This window comes from Desmonostoc vinosum (genome assembly GCF_059505385.1).
Map to the genome: position 1 here is coordinate 51,006 of NZ_JCACKM010000011.1, position 14,537 is coordinate 65,542.

Here is a 14,537-nt window from a genome sequence, read left to right on the forward strand (position 1 = left end):
AGGGAGACGCGGGGACGCGGAGACGTGGGGACGCGGAGACGCGGGGACGCGGAGAAAGATTTCGGAACGGAAAAATAGGCTTTTTCAGACTGAATATGAAAAACCTACCCTTGAAAGCGGCCTCCCCCACTCCCCACTCCCCACTCCCCACTCCCCACTCAAGACTTTACCTTTTCTTTATCTTTAAACCAGAATCGGTAGACTCTTAAGAATATTATGAAACTCTATTTATGGCTGCTAGTATTCATCAGCTAGGAGCGTACAATAAATATAAATAAGTACATGTAGGGATCACGGGCAATTGCAATCCGTAATTACTCGGAACTACTGTTCTATCGACAAAACTCTAGAGTTATTGTCTAGTCAGTTGTATGATAGCTACCACTGGAAATTTCAAGCTGTTACTTTTGTACTATTTCAGGGAACTATGTAACTGTACTTTTAATAATTTTCAGTGAACTAACCCCAATCTTGGATATAACTGCTTTACAATGCTTTGGACAAAACAAATCTAGAGTATATAAACCCATGAATATGCAAGAAAAAGTTACCGAAGGGGAAAACAGAAGAGCCGATAAGGTAGAAATTGCTGTTCGTCTAGACTCTGAGTTACTAGAGCAAATTCAGCATCTAACTAACGATCCCAGCAAAGTAATTGAGGTGGCGATTCGGCAGTGGTTACGTGGTGAAACATCAAGAGATGATGAACTAACGCGCACTCCTGTACGTACCCCAATTCCTCCAAGGGGTGAATGGAACGACTAATGCATTAATCAACTGTCAACTAAACATAAGTTAAGATTTCTGATTTGGATTTCAAAGCATCCAAAAAATACTCATAGTAAAAATACAAAAGCTGTAAAAATTCATGCCAAAATTTAAGCAGCTTTAGTAAAATCACGGTGGATATTATCTGTCTATCCGACTCGATAAATGACTATTACTGCCAGTACCCAATTGCCACACATATTTTCCCAAAATCTGGATTCTATTACCAGTAATACTGACGGCTCATTAGCAACTCTAGGGGCTGAGTTGGTGTATACCCAAGATGGTGCAGGGCGCTATCTGACGTTTTACTGGCAGCAAAGCAAACTCCTGGGATTGCACACCGAGAAAATAGTAAACGACATCAACGAGGATGAAACTTTTGTTCCCGTGGATAAGGCAGCCTATTTGGAAAGGCTACAGCGAATTTTGACAAGCTTGGTACCAGAAAGGTTGCAGTGTTGGTTTCGCTACCACCAACAGTTGTTTGAGTTGGAATTAGTGATTAGCCCAATTATGCCGCGATTGGGAACCGTTGCCACTACGGTTTTGGTAATGGGGCGGTTGCTACAAGCTCAAATTCATAAACCAGAAGCTAAAAATGCAATCAAAACGCCCACACAATTAGATCTGGCATTACGTTCGCGTCAACACCAAAAACTAGTAAATCGCATTACCCGCAATATTCGCAGGACATTAGATTTAGATATTATTTGGCAGCAAACAGTTGACAGTTTAGGTAAAATACTGCGGTTAGAACGCTGTATTATCTTTCCTTATCAACCTTGTAGTTCAAAATTAAAGGTGATTGCAGAGTATCACCAGCCTAGATTAAAATCAATGCAGGGCTTAGAAATAGATGTAGCTTCTGAGCCTGCATTTGCTCAAGCATTAGCAACTTTAGAACCAATTGTAATTGATGTACCTGAGTGCATTAAGTCTTTGCAGCAGAAAATTTTGCTAGTTGCAACTTGCTATCAAGATCAAGCAAATGGATTAGTTGCTTTAAGTCTGCGCGATGATTGCCAGCTGTTAACAGAATTAGAACTCGAACTAGCAAGAGAAATAGCAGACCAAATAGGGACGGCGATCGCTCATGCTACTTTATATAAAGAATTAGAAGCAGCACGTCAAAAAGCTGAAGAAGCCTCCCGACTCAAAAGTGAGTTTCTCGCCAACGTATCCCACGAAATTCGTACTCCCCTCAACGGCATGATTGGGTTTTTAAAGCTGATTTTAGAGGGTATGGCAGATGATCCAGAAGAACAAAATCAATTTTTGGTAGAAGCACACCATTTATCGATACACTTATTAAATATCATTAACGATATTCTAGATATTGCCAAAATCGAAGCAGGCAAAATGGATCTAGATTGCGCTCCAGTGAAGCTTGATGAATTATTTAGTGATGTAGAAAATTTCATGCGCCCTCAAGCAGAGATGCGGAGTCTCAGCTTCCAGATGCAAATGCCGCATATCTCTGATGAAATTGTCGTTCAAGGCAATTACCAACGATTACTACAAGTTATGCTCAACTTGGTGAATAACGCGATTAAATTCACCCATGAAGGCGGTGTGACAATCAGCGCCGATTTAGTTCTCAAGAAAGGAAAATTCCAAGACCAGCAATTTCCAGGTATGGTCAAAGTCCGCGTAGCAGACACTGGTATCGGCGTCTCACTGGATAAACAAGATAAACTATTTCAACTATTCTCTCAAGTGGATGGTTCCCGCACTCGCCAGTATGGTGGCACAGGTTTGGGACTGGCAATATCCCAAAAGCTAGTGGAAGCAATGGGTGGTGAAGTACACTTTTACAGTCTTGGTGAAGGACTTGGCTCAACAGTTACATTCACTGTGCCTTTGTATCAACAGCCAGTCATGCTTTCATGCAGTGAAAGTGATTTGGATTCTACATATTAGACCCTTGCTCAACTAGGCATAAATATCAAGTCCAAAAAATTAGCTGCACAATTAAGAGCAGCTAAAATTGAACCACAAACGTAATTTACATTGTCAAAGTCTCCTACAATTCCTTTGTTGACTCAAAAAGCATTTCTCAAATTATGACGAATCAAGCTCCTATCCCTGTGATTGTGAACGGTGCTGCTGGTAAGATGGGACGTGAAGTGGTGAAAGCAATAGCGCAAGCACCAGACTTGAATCTGATGGGTGCAATTGACCGTAGTGCCGAACATCAAGATCAAGATGCAGGAGAACTAGCAGGTTTAAGTGAACCTTTGGAAGTGCCTATTACCAATCAATTAGAACCAATGCTAGGGTATGTGGCTGGCGAAAGACAACTTCCTCCAGGTGTGATGGTAGATTTCACCCATCCTGATTCAGTTTATGACAATGTTCGCAGTGCGATCGCCTACGGTATTCGTCCTGTAGTCGGAACCACAGGGTTAAGTCCAGAACAAATTCAAGACCTAGCAAACTTCGCCGAAAAAGCCAGTACTGGTTGCTTAATTATTCCTAACTTCTCTATAGGAATGGTGCTGTTACAACAAGCCGCAGTCACAGCTTCGCAATATTTTGATCATGTAGAAATTATTGAACTGCATCATAACCAAAAAGCTGATGCTCCCAGCGGCACAGCGATTCAAACCGCGCAATTACTCGCAGGAATGGGTAAAACTTTTAACCCGCCCCAAGTTGAAGAAACCGAGAAATTATCGGGAGCAAGAGGCAGTATAGCAGAAGAAGGCATTAGAATTCATAGCGTGCGCTTACCGGGGCTGATAGCGCATCAAGAAGTGATTTTTGGCGCACCGGGGCAAATTTATACTTTACGACATGATACCAGCGATCGCGCTTGCTACATGCCAGGAGTACTACTAGCAATTCGCAAAGTCTTACAGCTAAAGTCATTAGTATATGGATTAGAAAAAATCCTTTAACCTCCAAACTCACAACTCAGCACTCAGCAATTATGTTAGTCCCTCTGACTCGCCAAAAATTTGAACAAATTATTCCTTTAATTGCCACTGGTTTGCAATACAACTACTATTGGGGGAAATTTTCCAATTTTTTGCAGCGACTATTAATTTCTGTGGTTGCTGTAGTTGTAATTCTAATTGTAAAAATTTTGCTTGGACTTGAGTTTGGTTCGATAGTATTTGTGCTGGGAGTATTTGCTGCGTTTTTTTGGCTGTGGTATCCAGCCTTTCAAGCAAGTATGCGGAATATAAAATGCCGACGTTATAAATACAGCGGTTTTTTTCGTGGTCGAATATTGGATTGGTGGATTACAGACAGGTTGATTGGTAAACAAGAAACCGTCAACAACAAAGGCGAATTAGTGATTGTAGAAAACCGTGAAAAACGGATTAACCTAGAGTTAGGTGATGACACAGGATTTAGCATCGAGTTTGATGCACCCCTGCGTCCTAATCACAAAGTCATTACTCGCGGCCAAGTTGCAGAAATGGTGGTGATGTCAAATCGCTCAGATTTGAGCAGTATTGAAGATTTTAGCGATGTATATATTCCCAGTCGCGAGTTGTGGGTTAGCGATTACCCTTACATCAGAAGAGATTTCTTTAATGAAGTCGGCCGTCGCCTGCGTGAAGACCAACAGGAAAGGCCACGCCGGCGTCGCCGTAGGGTGGAGGAATGAGGGAGATGAGGGAGATGAGGGAGACGCGGGGACGAGGGGACGCGGGGACGCGGAGAATAATCAATGACAATTCCCTCCGGGAGCGGCCTTGAGTTCCCCATTTCTTACCTTTTGTGATTACCATCTTGGCCATAGGCTTGCCAAGCTAAGTCTACCAATCCATTGGCGATCGCAGCTGCTACAGCTGCATTACCTTTACGACTGTTAATTGTGATGTGAGGAACCAGGGAGTCTTGTAAACGACCTTTAGCTACATCCATATCTACAAATCCTGCTGGAGTAGCAATAATCAATGCAGGTCGAATTTCCTCAGCTTCAATTAAATCAACCAATGCTATCAGTGCTGTTTGTGCTTGACCAATGAGAAAAATGCCTTCTGGATAACGCTTAGCTAAAGTTTCTATTCCCCATGCAGCGCGAGTTTTTTCTTTTTGGGGACGTGTTAAAGCTTCCATGCTGCAATACACCGGATTAGCAAAAGTATTCTGAATGTCATCAGCAATACCTACTTGTACCATCGGCACATCAACCACAATCGTGGTACGTGCTGCTAATGCAGCAGCACCAGCCTGTAAAGCATGGTCAGAAAAACGAATTAAAGACTTATACTCAAAGTCAGCTGTGGCGTATATCACTCGCCGGACAATCTCATACTCTGCTGGCGAAAAGACATGACCGCCAATTTCTCTATCAATGATTGCCAAACTCTCAGCATCAGTTACATGCCATTCCATTGCCATTCTGCTCTGACGTACCAGCTTTCAGCTTATCAGTCAACAGTGAACAGTTATCAGTGAAATTGATAACTGTTTACTGTTTTAAGACTCGGCACTAGAAGAAGGCCGACTGAAAATAGGAGACAGATACGCAACTAAAACGCCAATGAGAAACCCGGCAATGTTCCGAACTAAAGGCAACCAGTCACTAGTACGCGTTACTACTGGCCCAATACCAAAGGCAATAAACAAAATTCCCCACAAAGGAGAGAAAATTAAAGCCCATTGCCAAGCAAAAACTTGTTTTTCATTGCGGGGTTGAGCTGCAAATCCACAAATTACCCCTCCCACGACTGAAGTAATTAAGGTAAGAATCCATTGCTCCCGTGGAAGTCCAGGAACTACATTACAACCACCCTTCATTAAACAGCCTTTGACAGATTCTAAGGCTTGCAGAATCGCTTGGTCTTCGCCTTGTTCGCGTACAAAGTATAAATTTCCAAAGCGGGTTTGCAATTCTATCCAGAAAGTCCGGGGTAAAAGTTCATAAACAGCGTCACCAACACTAAAACTGAGAATATTACCGCCGCGAGAATCAGCAACCAGTAAAATACTCTTGTCATCCAAACCCCAATAATTGATCACAGCCCGGCCTGGAGTACGGTCATATTGGGTCAATACTCGCAGTTTCCAACCAGTATCAGTTTCAAATTGATTTAAATCTTTAACTAGCTTCTCTTCTTGCAAATCCGGGAGAGATTTAGCTAAGTCTACAACTGGAGTGAAAGAGTTAGGTAATAACTCAGGATTGTCATAGGCCAGAGCTTGGGGAGAATGTATCACCCACATTGACCCAGCCAAGAAAAATACAGCAATGGATACCAGAACTTTTCGCCAGAAACAAGACTGCATGGACGTTTTTATACAAATATTAACGGCAGAAGTGAACAAGTTGTTTTAAAAGAGTACAGAAAAATGATACTTCTTTACACTTGTTTACTTTACTCTAATCTGAGGGATTAAAGCAAAGCGTTTTACCAGTTATTCTTGATCCTCAAAATTGTTTTCCCAACTTCCATTGGCATTGTAATTATCGTTGGTATGATAAGTTTGTGTTTTTATCCGACGGTTTTCTTGCCTAAGTGCTTCTCGTTCACGTAACGTTAGCGGTGGTTTGTCATTGATTGAGAGACGCTCAATTGTTCGTCTAGCAGGTTTTTGACGAGTAAAGGTTTTCCAGGCAGTTTTTACACCAATAAAGATGCTATGTGTGCCTGCTTGAACGTTTTGAGCTTGTTTGCGAGCGTTGTCCAAGGTTTGATCAACTTGTTTGGCAACTTGTCCTGCACTTTTGACACCCTGACTAACATCATCAGTTAAATCAGTGATTTCCAAACCAGTCATGCGGATAGCATCTAGAGTGGGTGGTAACTCCCGCGAGAGCGTATCAAATAACTTTTCTGCACTACGAGCAGCGCGTGCTAATTCTTGCAAAGCAGGTATCGCTACCACCAAAACGGCAGTTAAACTGGCAGCTACTAAGAGTATGGATAGTCCCAACCAAAACAGGGGATCAATCACGGTTATGCTATCTATGAGCGTTTTAATTCTTAGAAAGAGACTCTGATTTTTCCACAGCTTTTTGCCGCTTCAAGACTTGGTTTTCTCGTTGACTGGCTTCGACACCAGCTGCTATGGCTTCTTTGAGTCTCTCTAGTGTTTCATCCCAGTTTCGCAATGCACTAGCAGAGAGCCTATCTGCTTGAATTTGCACACTTGTTGATAAGTCTTCCGCCAATTCTGGGATAGCATCGGCAGATTTTTTCAAAATTTTGCGAGTTTCGCGCCCTGTGCGCGGAGCAACGAGCAAACCGGTCAAAGCACCGATGCTAGCTCCCAGCATCAAACCGCTAAAAAATACTCCAGAACGGTTATTAGACATCTTACTGTTTCTCTCCTTACACCCATTTTAGGTGGGTTTTCTCTCCTTGCAAGACCCAAAAGATTTTATCTAGTTAATCTATCGTGACAATATATCGGCTAGAAATGTTGCTTTTACCCATTAACTCACTTGGTGAGGGAATTGGGAATAGTTATTTTCTTCCCCTGCTCCTCCTGCCTCTCCTACCTCTCTCAAATCCCCCGGTCACTGAGCGCTTGCTACGCGTAGCGTCTTTGAAGGAGAAGTGCATCCCCCTCATCTCCACCTAACCCCTAATCCCTTGGCTATCTTTTTCGTTGGTACAAAATGCTTCTGCGAACATTACGTTGCCATACTTGTCGTCCGAAAAACAGCAAGCTGATAATTTGCCGCACTTGTTGTATTTGGGCTTGTAGAGCTTGATTTTGCTGCATTAGGTTATGAATACCCTGCTGGCCAGCATAAATATTTTCCGGTGCTTTATACAACGCCGCGTGAGTGCAGCGCTCATAAAAAGTTAATCTATCAGATATAAATGCTAATCGCTGCTTTAGTTGCCATACTTGCCCAGCTGTATAAAGTAGTATTAACGAAATAAGGGTATTAATAACTATAACTACTATTACCATTACCATTGTTTGCCTTTGCTACACCATTCATTATTCATAAGTTCTTTTATGTGCTGAACTTAGATTTAATTTAATGAAAAATCATAACGTTTTCATAGGTTGTTTTAGAGCGCACCAATAGTTTCCTTATAAAGTTTACTTCTGTTAAATTAGCCCCACCAAAATCTGCTCCCCGGATATCTGCATAGCTAAAGTTTGTTCACTGCTAGGAGCGATTGCTAGTGTTCGCTTTGGTGCTGTTATTTAAGAGCCGCGATCGCTAAAAATAGAGATCATCACAGAAGATGCATAAGCCAGTATTTTCACACTTATTCATAACGGGACTAGCCGTACTGACATTAAGCAGTTGCAGTACCCTAACTACTTTAACTTATGTTAGTTATGTCTTATGTCAGACATGCTATTAGGCTGTAATCAATGCCAGGAACCAGACTTGAACTGGTGACACGAGGATTTTCAGTCCTCTGCTCTACCAACTGAGCTATCCCGGCGGGGCGTTTTTTCTTTGCCACGATTAATCAATGTAGCAAACCTAGAAAAATTTAGCAAGGCTTTGCAGAAAAAATTTTATGCTGCTTTTAACGTTAACTTAACCCAAATGAAAACGGCTACAAATAGGAGAAATTGCACAAGAACGATACTAGGGCCGGAGGCAATGTTGAAAAGACCTGATATTATCATGCCAAAAAGGCTACTGCTAAAACCAACAATCACTGACATGACTAAAAAGTGGCTAAAGTGGTGACTCATAAGTTTTGCAGTTGAGGCGGGAATAACTAAGAAGGCGTTCACTAGCAAAACTCCGACAGCTTTAATTGCTACAGCAACGGCTAGTGAGAGCAAAACTACAAATCCGTAGCGGTACAATTGAACTGAGATACCTTGCACTTGTGCCACATCAGGGTTAAGTGTCAACAAGATTTGCTGTCTGAGAGTTGATAATAAAAAGATGCTGCCTCCCACAAGCACAAGCAGCGTTAAAACCAAATCTGTGACATCGATCGCCAGAATATCACCGAATAGTACTCCCATAAGGTTGCCGCGATATCCTTTAATAAAGCTAGTCAGGATGACACCGATCGCTAATGCCCCTGAGAGAACTATACTGAGAACGCTATCGTTAGCTAAATCGGTCTTATCGATGAAGTAAAGCACAACAGTGCCAAAAACCAAGGTAAAAGGTAATAGCATCCACGTAGGATTTAACTGTAGCAATACACCCAATGCTACACCTACTAATGCTGCATGACCTACGGCATGACTAAAAAAAGATAGTTGGCGCAAGGTAACAAAACTACCTAGCATACCACCAAGAATTCCCATTAATACAGCACCTGCGATCGCACGCTGCATGAAGGGAAATTTTAACAAACTCACTAAGTCATTAGTATTGGTTACAGCTAGCTCAGTTATCTGGCAATAATTAAATAAATCCATATGTAATATTTTAAGATGATTAGCATTCTATGCTGAAAAATCAATAATTTTTATTCTCATAAAATTATAGATAATTGCTTGATCATATATTTGGTTTAACCAACTATTTTTTTACTAGAATTAATGTAATTCCTTAAATAGAAATGATTCAGTCTAATTCGAGATTTACCATAGATAGTAACAACGTTCAACCCCTTTCAAAGCAGGTTCTTAGCAGCGATAAAGCCCAACGCATGGCAGAATTTTTTAGTTTCTTAGGAGATGCCAATCGCCTGCGAATTCTCTCCTTTTTGGCGAAAAAAGAACTATGCGTCAGTGATTTAGCAGCATTATTAGATATGAGTGAATCTGCCGTCTCTCATCAGTTGCGAAACTTACGGGCAATGCGCTTGGTCAGTTATCGCAAGCAAGGGCGTAATGTATTTTATAGCCTCCACGATAGTCATATTTTCCATCTTTACCAAGCTGTGGCTGAACATTTGGATGAAGAGGATGAGGGGGCAGGGGAGATGAGAGAGACGCGGTGAGGCAGTCGCAGTCCTGGCGGTTTCCGTCGGGTGCGTTAGCGACGTTCGCGTCAGCGTCTCCCCTTGGGAGAAGGAGCGTCACTGCCGAACCTGGAGGGGGACAGGGGGACGCCGAGACGCCGAGAATAACCAATGCAAAGCGCAAAGTTCTGAGCGCCGACTTCCGGCGCTCAGAACTTTGTAAGAGAGGACAAATGACAATTCTCTATTCCCCATTCCCTATTCCCTATTTCAATGCTTGTGCTGATAGCGACTGAACCCTGGCCCGTAGGTTGCTAAGAGATTTTGGGGTGAGAGGGCAATTTCTGGCTGACCGGTACAAACGACGGTTTGGTTGAGACAAAGGACGCGATCGCAATGACGGCTGACCATATCAATATCATGAGAAACTTGCAATATTGTCCAATTTTCTTCTCGTTTTAATTCGTTCAACAAGGCGTAAAAATCCGCTGCACCTTGCATATCAACCCCTGCAAAGGCTTCATCTAATACTAGCAATCTTCTAGGCATAACTAAACAATAAGCTAGTAATACTCGCTTGAGTTGACCACCGCTGAGAGTACCAATAGCTTGATGACGTAGATGATAAGCATCTGTTCTCCGTAAAGCTTCTGCTATTGCTGCTGATTTTTCGCAGTTTTGTGTCCACAACTGAGGGAAAAATGACACCTCTTTTTTATCTTTTAACTGTTTTCTTTTACCCTCATTCACCCACCCTAGTCCTACCAATTCACTCACAGAAATTGGAAAACTGCGGTCAAAGATGAAATTTTGTGGCATGTAACCCAAGAGATGGCGTAAATTTCCTAGCCTAGTAATGGGGCGACCAAAGACTTCAATCATACCTGCATTACGCGGAATCAAATCTAAAACCGCTTTAACTAAAGTACTTTTGCCTGCACCATTGGGGCCGACTATGGCTGTATCTGTTCCTGATAACAATTCAAAGGAAACATCCCGAACAGCTATATAGCTGCCTTGGTATACTGTTAATCCTTCTACTTTCAAAATAACAATGTCATTGGTCATTGGTCATTTGTCATTGGTCATTTGTAAAGGACAAACCTATTTACATGCTGTTTCTAGAGTTTGTAAGTTGGCTTTCATTGCTTGGAAATAATACTGCGGATTTGTTTCGCCAGTTTCTAAAGAATCAAGAGTACTCAAAGTTAATTTCAAATCTTGTGAAAGGCTTTTCAGTAATTTGTTATCTACACCTGGTTCGCTAAATAAGGCTTTAACTTTGTATTTTTTTACAATATTGATGGTTTTTTGTAAGTCTGTTGGCGAAAGTTGATCTTCGGGAATTTCTACTACTGCAACTTGTTTAAGATTGTAGCGCTTGGCTAAGTATGGAAAGGCATCATGAAAAGTTACAAATGTGCAGTTAGGGGTTTTTTGTAAAGTTTGCTGAAATTGATTATTTAAACTTTCTAATTCTTTAATATAAGTTGCAGTATTTGTCTCATAAACCTGCTTATTTTTTGGATCAGCAGTAATTAACCCATCTCGAATATTTACTACTTGCTGTTTTGCTAAAACTGGATCTAACCAAACGTGAGGATTACCCTCAGCGTGTTCGTGGTCGTGGTCTTCTGCTTTCGCTATTTTCTCAACAGGTGAAATTTCATCTAAAGGTTTAATACCTTTGCTAGCATCAATTTCGCTTAGTTGGGAGTTTTGAGCATTTTTGATGGTGTTTTTGAGAAACTCTTCTAACCCCAAACCATTTTTTACTAACACATTCGCAGTGGCGATCGCTTTGACATTTTCTGGTGTTGCTTGATACTCATGTACCTCAGTACCAGGTTTGACTAAAATTTCTACGTCTGCCACATCTCCAGCGACAGCTTTAGTAAAAATATACATCGGTAAAAATGTTGTCACAATTTTAGTTTTTTCTAGCTGTGCTGATGGGGTAGATGCAGCCTCTTGTGCTTGTGGAGACTGTTCAGTATTCGTGGTTCGATTCGTGTTTGATTGGTTACAGCTAGCCGTCGTTGACAACATGAACACTGCCATTATGGCCAAAATACCGCTTCTTTTTTTGCTTGTCTGAGTGTTCATCACAGGTTCTCCCTTTCAAAAGACTATGGTCAAAGTTTTTATTTTCAATGAGACTTAAGATCTACACTTTATACTATAATAATTCTCATTCTCATATACTTAATCAATATTATTTCTGTGTTTCCTGTGTTAGGAATAACAGCTAAATTTTGCTATCTACTGAAAACTCTTGACTATTTCTGGTAAAAATATTTCTTGTTTCTGATAAAATCACTGAACAAGTTTTTAAGAAAATTTGTTTTTAACAGAGTACGAAATAAGTGTGAGGAAAAAATGCAAAGATTATTTGGATATCTGCTGGCGGTTCCTGCAATCTGGAGTGCAATAATATTTGTCAATAGTGCTACCTTTGCAGGTGAAACATCACCCACGTCAAAAATAAATGAGACTCCAGTTGTCGCCAATCCAGATAAAAATCAAGATCAGGTAATGGCGCAAGTCACCTCGGTATCTCAATTGTCGGATGTGCAAACTACAGACTGGGCGTTTCAAGCTTTGCAATCACTGGTAGAACGCTATGGATGTATTGCAGGCTATCCAAATAGTACTTATCGAGGGAATAGGGCACTGACAAGATATGAATTCGCTGCTGGTTTGAATGCTTGTCTTGACCGCGTGAACGAATTAATTGCTACTGGTACAGCTGATTTGGTGACAAAACAAGATTTAGCCCAGTTGCAGAAGTTGCAAGAAGAATTTTCCGCAGAACTGGCGACATTACGCGGTCGTGTGGATACATTGGAGGCGAATACAGCAGAATTAGAAGCGAATCAATTTTCAACCACGACTAAGTTGCAAGGGCAAGTAGTTGCTGTTGTTAGTGATGTTTTGTCGGGTGAAAATGTCAACGGTGCAGAAATTGCAGACAAGAATACAACTCTGGGGGTGCGGGCACGGATCGAATTTGTAACTAGCTTTATAGGGGAAGATACGCTGTTTACTAGAATTCAAACTAATAACATTGTCAGTCCTAACATCAACACCACAGAGGGCAACTTATTTTTTGCTAGTGGTAGTAGTGGTGCAGAGGCTAACAATAATGCCCTCATCGATGCATTGTGGTACAAATTTCCAGTAGGCGAAAAGACACAGGTGATAGCTATTGCCAATGCAGGTGCAGCGGATGACCTAACTAGCACTGTGAATCTTTTTGATGGTGATGGTGCATATGGTGCTTTGTCTACCTTTGGGACGCGCAACCCCATTTATAACCAGATAGCTGGCGCGGGGTTGGGAGTGACCCAAGAGTTTAGTGATAAATTGGCCTTGAGTCTGGGATATTTGAGTGGTACAGCAAATGATCCTAGTCCCAAGAATGGTTTGTTTGATGGTGCTTATGGGGCGCTAGCACAGTTAACTGTGAAACCGAGCGATCGCATCACTGTAGGATTAACATATATTAATTCTTACAAACAACCTTTGCTTACTGGTAGTAATGCTGCAACCTTCCAAAATTTAGCAGCGTCTCAGGGTTTGGATGAAGTAGCATTTTCCAGCAATTCCTACGGTGTCCAAGCATCTATTGGTATCAGTGATCAATTTGTCTTGGGTGGTTGGGCTGGATACACAAATAGTCGTACCTTGACTGGTGAACGTGGAGAAATTGAGATTTGGAACTATGCTGTTACCCTCGGTTTCCCTGACCTTGGCAAGAAAGGTAGCTTGGCTGGGATCATTGCTGGCGTTGAACCTCAAGTGACAAGTTCTAGTGTTGATGGATTTGCAAAAGATCGCGATACTTCCTATCATCTTGAGGCTTTCTATCAGTATCAGCTCAGCGACAACATTACTATCACTCCAGGAGTGATTTGGCTAACATCCCCCGACCATAATGATGACAACGATGATGTTGTGATTGGTGCGTTGAGGACAACATTCAGTTTCTAAGTTTTGAGAATTTCGCGGTGTCTAGATCCCCGACTTCTTTGAGGATACAGCTGGCGAATAGGGGGTTTTACCCCCTAATACAAATTGATTTCACTACTGTTACTGATTGGTACTCCAAGTCAGTGCGGGTAGTTCACTTCCTAAGTCTACTGCGGGAACCTGCACCAGAACTATCTGTTGGTTGATCTGTCCTTGGAGGATTAAAGCCTTTTTCAAAAAGAGTTTGTTTTGCTAAAATCGCACTTCTAGTCTTTAATTCTGAATTAGCCTGATTACATAATCCTAAACAAAGTAGAAATTCTACAGCTAAACAGACAATAAATAATTTGGGCAGAATAGTTGCTTTCATGATAAACACCCAGTATTTCTCGTAAAACTACTAATTCAATCGTTTAGAAATCAATTAATCAAGTAAACTTAACTACTACAAAATTACCCTTTCACAAGATCTATAAACTTGAACTTGTGATAGTATTTTATTCAGCAAAATGTATATTAATTTACTTATAAATATGTATTTTTGCTGATTTTAAAAGGAACTGGGTACTGGAGATTTGGAATTGAGGATAGGGCTTTCATTTGTAAAAAGCGCTTCGCTGCACTATCGTCGTGATCTTTTGACTTTATCTAATCAGTCTAATAGAAAGTGGGAAAAGTTAGTCTCAAAACCCACTTTTTTAACAAAAAAACAGCTAGAAAGTGGGAAAAGTGGGAAATTGAGGAATGTAAACTTATAATACAAATACCGAATAAACCATTGTGGAGCAGATCGTAATTGTCGTCGTAACTACAAAGCAAAAAAAGCGCCCTCGTATTAGAGAACGCTATTAATTGAACCGTTTGCAATCAGAAACTGAGGGACTTTCAGATAGAGATTTTGTTCCACCTGAAAAAAAGCTCTTGAAACAATTCAGAGGGAGTGGCGATGTGGGAGTAGGGAGTAGGGAACCCACGCCTTAAGGC

Annotated in this window: 15 protein-coding genes, 1 tRNA gene and 1 pseudogene; 6 read left to right on the forward strand and 11 right to left on the reverse strand. The window is 41.3% G+C overall.

Annotated elements, in window-relative coordinates:
• The first annotated feature begins 528 nt into the window (after positions 1 to 528).
• The 4 genes from AC5JMF_RS01235 (at position 529) to AC5JMF_RS01250 (ending at position 4,390) form a co-directional block, all read left to right on the forward strand.
• Positions 529 to 765, forward strand: coding sequence for a hypothetical protein (locus AC5JMF_RS01235; RefSeq protein ID WP_495793902.1), 237 nt, complete (start codon positions 529 to 531; stop codon positions 763 to 765).
• Between the two features lie 168 nt (positions 766 to 933).
• Positions 934 to 2,691: an ATP-binding protein gene (locus tag AC5JMF_RS01240; RefSeq protein ID WP_495793903.1), complete on the forward strand. Its 1,758-nt coding sequence runs from the start codon at positions 934 to 936 to the stop codon at positions 2,689 to 2,691.
• Between the two features lie 143 nt (positions 2,692 to 2,834).
• On the forward strand, positions 2,835 to 3,671 hold the full coding sequence (gene dapB, locus AC5JMF_RS01245) for a 4-hydroxy-tetrahydrodipicolinate reductase (protein ID WP_495793904.1): 837 nt from the start codon (positions 2,835 to 2,837) through the stop codon (positions 3,669 to 3,671).
• A gap of 32 nt (positions 3,672 to 3,703) precedes the next feature.
• The gene (locus AC5JMF_RS01250; protein ID WP_495793905.1) at positions 3,704 to 4,390 is read left to right on the forward strand and encodes a DUF8619 family protein; all 687 of its coding nucleotides are present in this window, start codon (positions 3,704 to 3,706) and stop codon (positions 4,388 to 4,390) included.
• 104 nt (positions 4,391 to 4,494) lie between these two features.
• Here the strand turns inward: AC5JMF_RS01250 and AC5JMF_RS01255 are convergent, their stop codons facing one another.
• The 8 genes and pseudogenes from AC5JMF_RS01255 to AC5JMF_RS01290 form a co-directional block, all read right to left on the reverse strand.
• On the reverse strand, positions 4,495 to 5,124 hold the full coding sequence (locus tag AC5JMF_RS01255; RefSeq protein WP_495793906.1) for a precorrin-8X methylmutase: 630 nt from the start codon (positions 5,122 to 5,124) through the stop codon (positions 4,495 to 4,497).
• An 84-nt stretch (positions 5,125 to 5,208) separates the two neighbouring features.
• The gene (locus AC5JMF_RS01260) at positions 5,209 to 6,018 is read right to left on the reverse strand and encodes a TPM domain-containing protein (protein ID WP_495793907.1); all 810 of its coding nucleotides are present in this window, start codon (positions 6,016 to 6,018) and stop codon (positions 5,209 to 5,211) included.
• A gap of 129 nt (positions 6,019 to 6,147) precedes the next feature.
• On the reverse strand, positions 6,148 to 6,687 hold the full coding sequence (locus AC5JMF_RS01265) for a DUF948 domain-containing protein (protein WP_495793908.1): 540 nt from the start codon (positions 6,685 to 6,687) through the stop codon (positions 6,148 to 6,150).
• 22 nt (positions 6,688 to 6,709) lie between these two features.
• The gene (locus tag AC5JMF_RS01270; RefSeq protein ID WP_495793909.1) at positions 6,710 to 7,048 is read right to left on the reverse strand and encodes a YtxH domain-containing protein; all 339 of its coding nucleotides are present in this window, start codon (positions 7,046 to 7,048) and stop codon (positions 6,710 to 6,712) included.
• A gap of 284 nt (positions 7,049 to 7,332) precedes the next feature.
• Positions 7,333 to 7,662 (reverse strand): hypothetical protein, encoded by a 330-nt coding sequence (locus AC5JMF_RS01275; RefSeq protein ID WP_495793910.1) that lies wholly within the window; start codon positions 7,660 to 7,662, stop codon positions 7,333 to 7,335.
• 64 nt (positions 7,663 to 7,726) lie between these two features.
• Positions 7,727 to 7,846 (reverse strand): annotated as a pseudogene (locus tag AC5JMF_RS01280) (pentapeptide repeat-containing protein); the annotation flags it as partial.
• A gap of 228 nt (positions 7,847 to 8,074) precedes the next feature.
• Positions 8,075 to 8,147: transfer RNA gene (locus AC5JMF_RS01285), tRNA-Phe, on the reverse strand.
• Between the two features lie 76 nt (positions 8,148 to 8,223).
• Positions 8,224 to 9,093 (reverse strand): metal ABC transporter permease, encoded by an 870-nt coding sequence (locus AC5JMF_RS01290; RefSeq protein WP_495793911.1) that lies wholly within the window; start codon positions 9,091 to 9,093, stop codon positions 8,224 to 8,226.
• Between the two features lie 143 nt (positions 9,094 to 9,236).
• Here AC5JMF_RS01290 and AC5JMF_RS01295 point away from each other — a divergent pair, with 143 nt between their 5' ends.
• Positions 9,237 to 9,620: an ArsR/SmtB family transcription factor gene (locus AC5JMF_RS01295; RefSeq protein ID WP_495793912.1), complete on the forward strand. Its 384-nt coding sequence runs from the start codon at positions 9,237 to 9,239 to the stop codon at positions 9,618 to 9,620.
• A 231-nt stretch (positions 9,621 to 9,851) separates the two neighbouring features.
• On the opposite strand, the gene AC5JMF_RS01300 is transcribed toward AC5JMF_RS01295, so the two are convergent.
• Both AC5JMF_RS01300 and AC5JMF_RS01305 read right to left on the reverse strand, forming a co-directional pair.
• Positions 9,852 to 10,649 (reverse strand): metal ABC transporter ATP-binding protein, encoded by a 798-nt coding sequence (locus AC5JMF_RS01300; RefSeq protein ID WP_495793913.1) that lies wholly within the window; start codon positions 10,647 to 10,649, stop codon positions 9,852 to 9,854.
• Between the two features lie 36 nt (positions 10,650 to 10,685).
• Complete coding sequence (locus AC5JMF_RS01305) at positions 10,686 to 11,642, reverse strand: metal ABC transporter substrate-binding protein (RefSeq protein WP_495793916.1); 957 nt, start codon at positions 11,640 to 11,642, stop codon at positions 10,686 to 10,688.
• A 318-nt stretch (positions 11,643 to 11,960) separates the two neighbouring features.
• Here AC5JMF_RS01305 and AC5JMF_RS01310 point away from each other — a divergent pair, with 318 nt between their 5' ends.
• Positions 11,961 to 13,574 carry an iron uptake porin gene (locus AC5JMF_RS01310; protein WP_495793914.1) on the forward strand — a complete coding sequence of 538 codons (1,614 nt, stop codon included), beginning with the start codon at positions 11,961 to 11,963 and terminating at the stop codon, positions 13,572 to 13,574.
• 133 nt (positions 13,575 to 13,707) lie between these two features.
• Here the strand turns inward: AC5JMF_RS01310 and AC5JMF_RS01315 are convergent, their stop codons facing one another.
• A complete protein-coding gene (locus AC5JMF_RS01315; protein ID WP_495793915.1) occupies positions 13,708 to 13,923 on the reverse strand; it encodes a hypothetical protein in 216 nt (71 codons plus the stop codon).
• Positions 13,924 to 14,537 lie beyond the last annotated feature (614 nt).